This is a genomic window from Marinobacter sp. G5_S1_61_S3, from assembly GCF_054968585.1.
The window spans coordinates 71,771-84,030 of sequence record NZ_JBQKUK010000003.1 but is presented as its reverse complement, the minus strand read 5'-3'; the positions used below and the strand labels follow the sequence as shown (position 1 = coordinate 84,030).

Below are 12,260 nucleotides of genomic sequence, written 5' to 3'. Positions count from 1 at the left end.
ATGGCCATGCTGGGTCAGTCTTCGTCGTTATACAGATCGATAATGCCGTTGTCGGAGGAATCCCCGGCACCGGCTTGGGACATGTTCTCGTCATTGCGGGCCGCCTCCAGTTTATTGAGATAGGCTGCGTCCACATCACCAGTAACGTAATTGCCGGTAAAGACGGAACACTCCCACCCCTCGATCTCCGGATTAACGTCATTCACACAGGTAATGAGATCATCCAGATCCTGGTACAGCAACCAGTCCGCGCCGATGAGCTCGCCAATCTCCTGAACACTTCGGTCGTGGGCGATCAACTCGTTCACCGACGGCATATCAATGCCGTAGACATTGGGGTAACGAACCGGGGGCGCTGCTGACGCGAAGTAAACCTTACGGGCACCGGCATCTCTGGCCATCTGCACGATTTCCTTGCAGGTGGTTCCCCGTACAATGGAATCGTCCACCAGCATGACGTTCTTGCCCCGGAACTCGAGATCGATCGGGTTCAGCTTCTGGCGCACGGACTTCTTCCGCATCTTCTGGCCCGGCATGATAAAGGTACGGCCGATATAGCGATTCTTGATAAAGCCTTCACGGAACTTCACCCCCAGCCGATGCGCCATCTGCATCGCAGAGGTGCGACTGGTATCCGGTATCGGCATCACCACATCGATATCATGGTCCGGACGCTCCCGCAGCACCTTCTCCGCCAGAGTTTCCCCCATCCGCAGCCGCGCCTTGTAGACCGATACCTTGTCGATAATGGAATCTGGCCGCGCAAAATACACGTGCTCGAATATACAGGGGTAAAGGTGAGCTTCCTCAGCGCACTGCTGGGTATAAAGCGTGCCATCGGTTTCAATGTACACCGCCTCACCCGGCGCGATGTCCCGCACCAGTTTGAAGCCCGCGGCACTCAGCGCCACGCTCTCGGAGGCAATCATGTACTCCTCACCCTCTTCGGTCTTGCGCACGCCATAACAGGCGGGGCGAATGCCGTTGGGGTCTCGGAAACCGACGATGCCATATCCAGTGATCATGGCTATGACCGCATAGGCGCCGCGGCAGCGTTTGTGCACGGCCCGAACAGCCGCAAAAATTTCTTCCTTGGTCGGGTCGAGTTTGCCCAGTTTCTGAAGCTCATGGGCAAACACGTTCAACAGGACTTCGGAATCAGAGTTGGTGTTGATGTGGCGGAGATCGGTGCGAAACAGATCACGGCTAAGGTCGTCGGCGTTGGTCAGGTTGCCGTTATGGGCCAGGGTAATGCCGTAGGGGCTGTTGACGTAAAACGGCTGCGCTTCCGCCGAGCTTGAACTGCCCGCCGTGGGATACCGAACATGGCCGATACCAACATTACCCACCAGGCGGCGCATGTGACGGGTACGAAATACATCCCGCACCAGGCCGTTGTCCTTGCGCAGGTAAAAACGCTCATCCTGAAAGGTAACAATTCCCGCCGCATCCTGGCCCCGGTGTTGTAATACGGTCAGCGCATCGTAAAGCGTCTGATTCACGTTGGAAGTACTGACTATGCCGACAATGCCACACATGGATACGGTGATCTCCGAAGCGTTAATACTGAATGTTAGCGGGACGCGGAAGCGGGTTCCACGTTATCTTCCTGCTGAGAACCGGAGGGGTTATCCATTTCCCCGCCTGCCGGCCCGAGAAAGCGGGCAAATTCGTCTCCGAGGGTTCTTCTTGACCAATCTTCCACCACGGCCAGACGGTCTATCATGATGGACGTACGCCACCAGGTGTCCTGTGCCAGCGGCGTATAGCGGGTAAGTGCAATCCCGACAATCACCACCACAACGCCCCGTAACAGGCCGAATCCCATACCGAGCACTCTGTCAGTGGCGGAAAGCCCGGTCGCCCTGACCAGATGGCCGATCATGTTATTGATTATGGCACCAACAATAAGGGTACCAAAGAACAGGATCGCGAAGGCAGCGACAAGCCGCACAAGCGGCGTTTCAACGGTGCTCTCGAGGAGAGATTGCATCTGGGGATGGAATGTCCGGGCAAGGATAAACGCCCCCACCCACGTGATCAGCGAGAGCGCCTCTTTCACAAAGCCACGCTTCAGGCTGATTAGGGTGGAAACAGTTATCAGGGCAATGATGACCCAGTCGATCCAGATCAGCGCATCCATGGAAAACCCGGTGAAAATAAGGAAGCGCGAATTCTATCAGGAAACGTCACCCGACCAAACCGCCCTGTGCGCATAAGTGACCGGAGAAGCCCGGGTTATTTGTCGCCGGAGGTCACCAGGCTGTTGAGACCAAAGGCTTTGTCGAGCGCCTGTTTTGCTCTTTCAGCTTCCGCCTTTTCCGCGAAAGGACCACTAAAGACACGGGTCAGCTCGGTGTCACCGCGTGTCACCTGCTGCAGGTGGGAGTTGTAACCCTTGTCACGAACCTTGTCACGCAACCGCCTGGCGTTATCACCACTGCCAAAACTGCCTAACTGGACAACCCACGCGCCTTCCAGCGAGCGGGTATACTCCGCTGAATCCGTCTCAGTCGCCGGATCAGCGGAGCCGGTGTTGGCGGATGACGACGGCTCTTCAGATGGCGCTGGCTCTGGAGGATTCTGAGGTTCTTCGACGGCATTGGCGACAGGTTGAGGCTCTGTACCCGCCATGTCAGCATCGGGTGTTGGTTGGTCGTTTGACGGCTGGGGGGTCGAGTCCGGCTCGCCAGCCGCATCGCTTTCCTCAAGCCGGTACGCCGGGGCATCGGAAAGTTCTGGCTCGGGTGCATCCACTTCGGGGAACGGCGGCTCTTCCGGGATCTTGATTGTGGTGGATTCGCGCTCGGAATGTGGTTCATCGAACATCATCGGCACAAAGATTACGGCAAGTGACACCAGCACGAGAGCCCCGATGATTCTTTGTTTCAGTCCGTCCACGTTAGGTTGTCCCCTGTTTGTTCCTGCCCCGCCATCATTGACGACTTTCTGTGCCCGATACTAACCGCCCAATGCTGAGAACTCAAAGCTTCGACGACGGAATGAAGGATATTTAAGGCGCCGTTCTCCCCAGGGACACCCTGGCCTGCGCTACCGTGTAGAAGGAGCCGAATATCACCACCATATCCTCCGGACCGGCGCCACCCAGAGCTTCCTCCACGGCCGCTGAGACCGAGACGGAAACTGTGGCTGCAGGCAGCCGAAGCAGACCACCTATTCGGTCAACCAGCTCAGGACCGGACAACCCACGATGAACGTCCAGACCAGCCAGGTGCCACTCGTCGACTACCGGAGCCATTGCGCCCGCTACCCCTTCCACATCCTTGTCTTCGAGGGCGGCGTAGACAGCAATAACACGACCGGCCCCGGGCTCCCGCCGCCCGATTCGAGCCGCCAGCCAGTTGGCGGCGTGGGGATTGTGGCCGACATCAACCACCACCCGAGGTTGCTGCTGCAAGACTTCATAGCGACCCGGCAACGTCAGCCGGGCGATAACCTGCTCAATGGCACTGGGCGCCAATTCCGGCGCCAACTGTCTGACAGCAACGACTGCTGCGGCCAGACTGTGGACGGGAAGCCCGTTGTCTGGAAGCAATACCCGGTCGCCGTAGCGAGGCTGCTCCAGCCAAAGACTGCCAGCTGGTGCTATGCCTGGGTCGCACGGCACCAATTGATACGTCTCTCCAGGCCTTTCCAGCTGGACCTTCTGGGCGGCCGCCTGCTGCAATACCGACTCAGGTGGATCGATATCGGCGTAGACAGCGGGTATGCCGGGGCGAAGGATGCCCGCCTTCTCAAAACCGATGACCTCACGGTTGTCTCCGAGAAAGGCAACGTGATCGATATCAACGGAGGTAATAATGGCCAGATCCGGATCCAGAACGTTGACCGCATCAAGGCGCCCACCCAGCCCAACTTCAAGAACCCAGTCCTCGACACCCGCTTCCTGGAACAGTACAAAAGCAGCGAGGGTTCCAAACTCGAAATACGTTAGCGTGGTATCACGGCGAGCTTCCTCTACCCGGGAAAACGCACGGACCAACTGGTCATCGCTAACATCCGCCCCGTTGATCCTTACCCGCTCGTTATAGTTCTGGAGGTGGGGAGAGGTATAGGCCCCGGTGGACCGCCCCGATGCCATTAACAGCTTCTCAAGTGCCGCTACCGCACTGCCTTTTCCATTGGTACCTGCGATGGTGATGATTCGCCCGGCCGGATTGCGGCGAAACAGGCGTCGCAACACCAGCAACACTCGGTCGAGGCCAAGGTCGATTTCAGAAGGGTGGATCGATTCGAGGTAACCAAGCCACTGGTCAAGCGTGGCTTTATCGCCCGGGACAGCATTGCCCCGGGCGACAGGGCTATTCTGCGGGGGCATCGGTTTCCGGTCGCTCCGACACTTCGAACTCGATGGGCGCTTCCGTGGCCGGCTTATCCAGATCGGTAAACTTGGCCAACAAGGCAGCAATGCGCTCACGCATCTGATGCCGATGAAGAATCATGTCGATGGCGCCATGCTCCAGCAGGAACTCGCTGCGCTGGAAACCTTCGGGCAGCTTTTCACGAACAGTTTGCTCGATAACACGAGGACCGGCGAAACCGATCAGCGCATAAGGTTCCGCAATGTTCAGATCGCCCAGCATGGCAAGACTTGCGGAAACGCCACCGAATACCGGGTCGGTCATGACCGAGATATAGGGAATGCCCTCCTGCTTCATGCGCTCAAGCACGGCGGCCGTCTTGGACATCTGCATCAGCGACAGGATTGCCTCCTGCATCCGTGCGCCACCGCTGGCAGAGAAACACACCAATGGAATCCGCTCTTCCAGGCACACATTGGCCGCCTGAACGAACTTTTCACCCACGACCTGCCCCATGGAGCCGCCAAGGAAGTTGAATTCAAAGGCCACCGCAACCAGCGGAATATCCAGGCAGGAGCCACGCATGGCAACCAAGGCATCTTTCTCACCAGTGGCTTTCTGGTTCTGGCTCAGGCGATCCTTGTAACGCTTGCTGTCCTTGAACTTCAGGCGGTCCCAAGGTTCCAGATCAGCCGCGATCTCCTGGCGGCCGTCGGCGTCCAGGAAAACATCCAGACGACGGCGGGCAGTTATCCTCAGGTGATGCTGGCACTTGGGGCACACGTCCAGATTCTTATCCAGCTCCGGCTTGTACAAAAACGCCCCGCACTTGGGACATTTCTTCCACAGACCTTCAGGAACACCGGTCCGTTGTTTGGATTCCGAGCGGATCTTGCTCGGCATGATCTTGTCCAGCCAGTTACTCATGATCTCATCCTGTCCTTTGATGCCTGCGGGAACCCGACTGTCACGAAGCCAGGCTGTCCAGTGCTTCTCGCATCGGGTGGAGCAGATCCGACAATGCCCGTTTGAGCTGATCAGGATCCGCCTGATTTCGGGCTATTGTATCGACCAGTACACTGCCGACAATTACACCATCGGATACCCGACCGACCGCTGCCGCTGTTGCAGCGTCACGAATACCAAATCCAACACCCACCGGAAGCGCAGTCAGTTCGTGAATATGGGACACCTTCGAGGCCACTTCATCCACATCGATCTTACCGGCGCCCGTAACACCCTTGAATGAAACATAGTACACATAGCCCGAACTGTGCTCACTGATTGCACGAATTCGGTCGTCCGTCGTGGTTGGTGCCAACAGAAAAATCGCATCAAGGTTCCGGGCCGTGAACAACGGCGCCACTTCGTCCGCCTCTTCCGGCGGCAAATCCACCGTCAGGATACCGTCAACCCCGGCATCAACAGCCGCGTCAGCGAATTTCTCCTGACCCATGGCCTCCATCGGGTTGAGGTAACCCATCAGCACGACCGGTGTGGCATTGTCTTTCTCACGGAACGTTTTCACCATTCCCAGCACCTGACGCAATGACGTCCCGTGCACCAACGCTCTCTCACACGCCTGTTGAATCACCGGGCCGTCCGCCATTGGGTCGGAGAACGGTACGCCCAGTTCGATGATATCAGCACCCGCCGACACCAAAGTGTGCATCAGGTCAACGGTCAGATCCGGATGTGGATCGCCAGCGGTAATGTACGGAATCAGCGCCTTGCGACCCTGCCCTTTCAGGGCTTTCAGCACCCCTTCGATTCGACTCATGCCTGCTCCTGTGATTATTCCTGCACTGCAGTCCGTACCAGCCCGGCGACCTGCCGTCAGATACCGGGCAACTGCTTAAACTTCTATGCCATCCAGTTGAGCGATGGTGTGTATGTCCTTGTCACCGCGACCGGAGACGTTGATCACCACCATCTGGTCCTTATCCATCGTAGCGGCCAGCTTGATAGCGTAGGCCACCGCATGGGCGGTCTCAAGCGCGGGCATAATACCCTCCACCCGTGTCAGCTTCCGGAAGCCATCCAGAGCTTCATCATCGGTCACCGACACGTAGTGGGCCCGGCCAATGTCCTTGAGCCAGCTGTGCTCAGGCCCGACGCCCGGGTAATCAAGGCCGGCACTGACCGAATGGGTGCCCGCGATCTGGCCATTTTCGTCTTCCATCAGGTACGTCCGGTTACCGTGAAGCACACCCGGACGTCCCGCGCTCAGCGGCGCCGCATGTTTTCCGGTCTCAATACCCAGGCCACCGGCTTCCACACCGTACATCTCCACACTCTCGTCGGTCAGGAACGGATAGAACATGCCGATGGCGTTGGAACCACCACCGACACAGGCCACCAGCGCATCCGGCAGTTTACCCGCCTGGGCCAGGGACTGTTCGCGGGTTTCTCGCCCGATGACTGACTGGAAATCACGCACCAGCAGTGGATAAGGGTGAGGCCCGGCAACCGTACCAATGATGTAGAAGGTGTCGTCAACGTTCGCCACCCAGTCACGCATCGCGTCGTTCATGGCGTCCTTGAGTGTGCGCGTTCCGCTCTGAACGGAGTGAACCTCAGCGCCAAGCAGTTTCATCCGGTAAACGTTCAGGGACTGTCGCTTTACATCCTCGGCGCCCATGAACACGTGGCACTCAAGGCCCAGGCGCGCGCACACGGTCGCTGTAGCAACGCCATGCTGCCCGGCACCCGTTTCTGCAATGACCCGTTTTTTACCCAGGAAACTCGCGAGCAGTGCCTGACCGATGGTGTTATTTACCTTGTGCGCGCCCGTGTGGTTAAGATCTTCACGCTTCAGCCAGATTTGTGCACCACCGGTTTCCCGGCTCAGTCTTTCAGCAAAGTACAGCGGGCTGGGCCGGCCAACATAATGCGCCAGATCCCGATCAAACTCCGCCTGGAACTCCGGATCGTCCTTTAGTCTTTTGTACTCACGCTCCAGGGTCATCAGCGAATCAAACAGGGTTTCGGAGACAAATCTTCCGCCGTAAGCACCAAAGTGACCCCGTGCATCCGGAAGCGCCTTGAGCATTTCTTCAGTCAGTTTCATCGACACGGTGAACCTCGTTTATAAAATCAGTGATCTTTTCGTCGTCTTTGATGCCTTTGCTGCTTTCCACACCACCACTGACATCGACGGCCCAGGGGCGCACCTGCGCAACAGCGCGGGATACATTATCAGAAGCCAGGCCGCCGGCCAATATGAGAGGCAATGGGCGCGTGGACGGTATCAATGACCAGTTAAAGGACTGTCCGGTACCGCCGTATTTCTTCGGGTCCCATGCATCCACCAGCAGGCCGCTGGCGTTACGGTAATGCTCAAAGGCATGTTCGATATCATCAGTTTCGCGCACCCGCACGGCTTTGATCCAGCGAACACCGAAACTGTTGCAAAATTCCGGAGATTCATCGCCATGAAACTGGAGAAGCCCCAGCGGCACCTGTGACAGCACCTCCCGGACGTATGACGCTTCGGGGTTAACAAACAGCCCCGTTGCCGCTACAAAGGGAGGAACCGCATCCACCAGCTCCCTGGCGGCATCAGGTGTCACATATCTTGGGCTGGGCTCGTAGAATACAAAGCCCAGGGCATCCGCTCCAGCGTTGGCAGCGGCAATAACGTCCTGCTTTCGGGTGATACCACAGATCTTGACCCGGGTTCTCATAAGCCGTCTATCGCTGTTTTCGGTGTATGTGAGTCGGGCTGCGTGGTCGGTTTTCATCAGCCTCAAACCAGGGTGCGACGAACGCTGGCCCGCACTGAGCTGCCGGGATAGAGAACCCTTCCGGATACCCTACATCCACCAGATACAGTCCATGGGGCGGTGCCGTTACGCCTGCAACAGTCCGATCTCTGGCCTCAAGTATCTCACGAATCCAGGCCGGCCGCTGCTTCCCTGTACCCACCGACATCAGTGCACCGGCGATATTGCGAACCATATGATGCAGGAACGCATTTGCCTGCACATCTATTACGACGAAGTTCCCTTTTCGGGTTACCTCGATGGCTTCAAGAAACCGAATGGGTGACCTCGACTGGCAGCCAGCCGCACGAAATGAGGAGAAGTCGTGCTCACCGCAAAGAAACTGGGCAGCCTGATGCATCAGCGCTGCATCCAGGGGGCGAAACGTCCAGCTAACCTGGCCATAAAGGATGCCCGGCCTTACCGCATGGTTATAGATTACATAACGGTACCGGCGATACGTCGCGGAAAAACGGGCGTGGAAGTCATCCACCCCATTACCGGCCCAATGAACCGCAATATCCTGCGGCAATGAAGTGTTGATTCCCATGACCCAGGACCGGGGATTACGCACCGAGGGCGTCTCGAAATGGGCAATCTGGTAACTGGCGTGCACGCCCGCATCTGTGCGACCCGCGCATACGAGTTCAACAGTATGGTCAGCAACCTTTGAAACTGCCTGGGTCAGTTCTCCCTGAACCGACCGCACGCCTGATTTCTGATATTGCCAGCCGTGGAAGCCCCGGCCATCGTATTCAAAGGCAAGCGCGACCCGCCCCGCCCCGATGGCGCCGTCAGTGGTCAGTGGTTGTGGCGTAACAAACAATGAAGTGTCCGGATTGGCAAGCTGATAATAAAAAACAAAACGCCGGCTTTAATCCGGGACGGGCCCGGTAACCGGCGTTTCGCATTCGCTGTACTGATTATATCGAATCAGGACAGATTTTTAAGGAGATCCTGCGCTTCCGCTTTCTGCTCCTCATTTCCTTCCAGAGCCACTTCCTCAAGGATATCCCTGGCTCCATCGACGTCGCCCATTTCCACGTAGGCTCTGGCAAGGTCAAGCTTGGTTGACGCTTCGTCGGTGCCTGTCAGGAAATCGAAGTCATCGTCGTCGCCAAGATCGGCTTCTTCGATGTCATCCGCGCTGGACGCAGTCTTTGAGGACGCGGGATCAGATGCCACGGGAGGCTCACCTGACTCTTCCTCCGCGGACTCGGCAGTCGCGAGATCATCATCGCTAAGTTCTGGAAGATCTTCTTCCACTTCCTCGACGCCTGCAACGGTCTCTTCCGGATCTGCGGGCTCCTCACCCGTCAGGGTATCCTCAAGGCCGAGCTCTTCATCCAGAGGAGTAGAATCCTCCTGCTGATCGTTATTCGCATCTATACCGGCGGAATCGCCGGAATCGGCAAACTCTTCCATAAGCGCAAGGTCCTCGTCGGAAACGTCAAGCTCAAGGTCGTCAAGTTCGCTTTGTTCGTCGTCGGAAGACGTCTCATCTTCGCCGGCAACTTTATCCAGCTCAGCATCCAGTTCGTCCAGGAAGGATTCGTCCAGGGAATCCAGATCGCTTTCTTCCAGGCTGTCAACTTCCGGCTCTTGACCTTCAGAGTCGTCAGCGCCGGCTGTTTCCAGATCGTCCTCATCAAGTTCCAGTGAGTCGAATTCATCCGAGTCGTCCGTTGTTTCGCTGGATTCCTGTTCATCCTCCGCGAAATCGAGGCTCAGATCATCGTCTTCCTCGGATGTTTTCGGCTCCTCGGCTGAATCGTCCTCTAGTGAAAAGTCGAAGGCGTCGTCAGCCAGATCATCGGATTTTTCTGTGGTCGCCTCTTCTTTACCACTCGAGGTATCGATACCAGAGAGGTCATACTCGATTAGATCATCCGGGCCCGGTTCCTTTTCGGATTCCTCGGCGTAGGTGTCGTCAGTTTCGTCCAGATCGGAAAAATCCGTCTCCAGGCTACCAAACTCATCTTCAGCCTCATCATCCGATGTGCTGTCCAAAGCCGGCTCATCAAATACGGTATCCTCGTCACGTGAGCTGGTGTCGAAAGAATCCGATCTCAGCTGAGATTCCAGATCGTCAATGCTAGGCATTGACTCAGCCTCTTCGAGGCGAGCGCGCATTTCGTGAGCTTCGGCGATAGCCTGTTCGTCGTCCAGGGTCTCAACCTCACCGAGCTGCTTCTCAAAGGATTGTCTGTCCTGGGTATCCGCGTACACCCCAAGCAGTTTCAAGCGCAGATCTGTACGACTGGGTTCACGGGAAATTGCGGTTTCCAGAGACTGTGCCGCCTGATCCATACGCCCATACGCAATGTAGGCGTCGGCTTCCGCCAGAGGGTCACTCTCCGGTGCATCCGCACCGTCTTCGTCATCCAGGGTGAGATCGAAGGTATCGGTCTCCGCGTCGGTTTCACTATTCAGCTGGTCGTAAAACGCTTTTTCACGATTGGCATTGCGACGCGCCAGCAACAGCAGAAGCAACAACAGAACAACCAGACCACCGCCAAGCGCTATCTGATACATCGGGTTGTTGGTAATCGCGCTGATGATGTTATCCGGAAAGCCCTTGTCAGACTCCGCCGGTGATGTCGACACCTCGCTGGCAGGCTGCTCGGATGCCGGTGATGCTACATCGGCTTCCTGCTGACCGGCCTCTTCCTCAGGCGCGGTACCGGCATCCATCTCATCGGACGCAACGTCGGCCTCTGGCATATCGGCATCATCACCCATCGCCGGTGCGTCAGCACCTTCTTCGGCGCCCGCTGCGGTGGTTTCATCCATGTCGGTTGCCGCAGGATCAGCCGCATCTTCGTCGGTGGCCATACCGTCCGCGGCATCCATGTCTTCTGCGGCCATATCAGTAGCGTCGCCATCGGGGGACGTTTCCATCTCCTCTTCAGCGACTTGCTCAGACAATGTCTCCGCCTGAGGTGCATCTGCAGGTTGGCCGCTGTCACCTTGAGCCTGCTGCATTTCGGCAAGCTGTGTATTTTTCAGTTCCAGCAGACGCTGAAGGGTTTCGACCTGATTTTGAAGATCATCAACCCGACCACCCAGCTCTTCATTTTCTCGCCGGGCGCTTTCGAGCTCTTCCATGACGACGGCGGAGCCGGCGTCTACACCACCGGCGGTATCACCGTCACCGCCGGCAGAACCGCCCTCTTCGGCATCACGAGTGCTGCTGTCTTCACTTGCAAGCAATCTCAGCTCATCACCGCCAGTCTGTTCACCACCCGCTTGCCCTGAAGCAACTTCAGTATCTGTGGCATCCACCGTGCGCTGCGGCGTCGAGAACGCTTCGTTCTGTGCAGCCACCTGCCGATTAGCCTCGGCACGGGAACGACTGCGAATCTGTTCCATATCCGGCACCCGCAGCACTTCACCACGCTTGAGCCGGTTGATATTGCCCGCAATAAACGCGTCAGGGTTCAGGTCCTGGAGCGCAAGCATGACCTGTTGCATGGACACACTGCTGTCGGGGCGAACACTCTCAGCAATATTCCAGAGGGTATCGGAAGGCCCGGTGGGCCCGAGAGTCCTCGCACGCTGAGTGGTTGTGCGCCGGGGCTCCTGGGATGTCGATCTGGCCTGCTGTTGACGGGCTGGCTCGGAAACCTGGCGAGTGGCTGGAGCGGCAACCTCTTCCCGCACACCGGACTCCTCCGCATACACCGGGGGGTCAACCAGAACCGCGTATTCCCGCATCAACCGCCCATTAGGCCAGGTCACTTCAAGCAGGAAATTGAGGTAGGGTTCCCGTAATGGCTCACGGGACGACACGTTCACCACCAGACTGCCATCGCTGGCTGTGGTGACGCGGAAATCAAGTTTGGTAAGGAAATAGTTCCGGTCGATACCAACCCGTTCATAGGCCGAATCGGGAGCGATGTTTACAAATACATCACCAGGGTCGACGCCCTCGCTTTTACGCAGACTGATATCCGCGTCCAGAGGCTCATTCAGATAGGACTGTAATTCAATCTCACCCAGACCCAGGGCCTGTGCGACGCCAGAACCAAGCCCTCCCGCCAGAGCCAGAGCAACCGCAAGCTTGCGTACCTTCATGCTTTTTCCTTACCAGTCTCCGTTATTCGTTACTGTTTTCACAAACAGAATCGGACGAGGTTGGATGACTTCCGTCTTGATTACTATCGTTATTATG

General features: G+C 57.2%; 10 protein-coding genes. All 10 read right to left on the bottom strand.

All coding sequences use genetic code 11. The features are described 5' to 3' along the window. Positions 1-14 precede the first annotated feature (14 nt). Positions 15-1,538 (bottom strand): amidophosphoribosyltransferase, encoded by a 1,524-nt coding sequence (gene purF, locus ACTRWH_RS03275; protein WP_036205498.1) that lies wholly within the window; start codon positions 1,536-1,538, stop codon positions 15-17. Positions 1,539-1,573: 35 nt separating this feature from the next. After that, positions 1,574-2,143 carry a CvpA family protein gene (locus tag ACTRWH_RS03270; RefSeq protein WP_036205497.1) on the bottom strand — a complete coding sequence of 190 codons (570 nt, stop codon included), beginning with the start codon at positions 2,141-2,143 and terminating at the stop codon, positions 1,574-1,576. A 95-nt stretch (positions 2,144-2,238) separates the two neighbouring features. After that, on the bottom strand, positions 2,239-2,901 hold the full coding sequence (locus ACTRWH_RS03265) for an SPOR domain-containing protein (RefSeq protein ID WP_036205496.1): 663 nt from the start codon (positions 2,899-2,901) through the stop codon (positions 2,239-2,241). Positions 2,902-3,013: 112 nt separating this feature from the next. Next, entirely contained in the window at positions 3,014-4,339 is a 1,326-nt protein-coding gene (gene folC, locus ACTRWH_RS03260) for a bifunctional tetrahydrofolate synthase/dihydrofolate synthase (protein ID WP_085680548.1), read from the bottom strand. Further along, positions 4,323-5,249 (bottom strand): acetyl-CoA carboxylase, carboxyltransferase subunit beta, encoded by a 927-nt coding sequence (gene accD / locus ACTRWH_RS03255; protein ID WP_041333302.1) that lies wholly within the window; start codon positions 5,247-5,249, stop codon positions 4,323-4,325. The genes folC and accD overlap by 17 nt, the downstream gene beginning before the upstream one ends. A gap of 40 nt (positions 5,250-5,289) precedes the next feature. Then, a complete protein-coding gene (gene trpA, locus ACTRWH_RS03250) occupies positions 5,290-6,102 on the bottom strand; it encodes a tryptophan synthase subunit alpha (protein ID WP_036205493.1) in 813 nt (270 codons plus the stop codon). 75 nt (positions 6,103-6,177) lie between these two features. Beyond that, a complete protein-coding gene (trpB, locus tag ACTRWH_RS03245; protein ID WP_197061310.1) occupies positions 6,178-7,386 on the bottom strand; it encodes a tryptophan synthase subunit beta in 1,209 nt (402 codons plus the stop codon). Next, complete coding sequence (locus ACTRWH_RS03240; RefSeq protein WP_252971506.1) at positions 7,379-8,008, bottom strand: phosphoribosylanthranilate isomerase; 630 nt, start codon at positions 8,006-8,008, stop codon at positions 7,379-7,381. Before ACTRWH_RS03240 ends, trpB begins: the two co-directional genes overlap by 8 nt. A gap of 7 nt (positions 8,009-8,015) precedes the next feature. Beyond that, positions 8,016-8,912 (bottom strand): tRNA pseudouridine(38-40) synthase TruA, encoded by an 897-nt coding sequence (gene truA, locus ACTRWH_RS03235; RefSeq protein ID WP_228209708.1) that lies wholly within the window; start codon positions 8,910-8,912, stop codon positions 8,016-8,018. Between the two features lie 107 nt (positions 8,913-9,019). Then, a complete protein-coding gene (locus ACTRWH_RS03230; protein WP_228209709.1) occupies positions 9,020-12,163 on the bottom strand; it encodes a FimV/HubP family polar landmark protein in 3,144 nt (1,047 codons plus the stop codon). Positions 12,164-12,260: the final 97 nt, after the last annotated feature.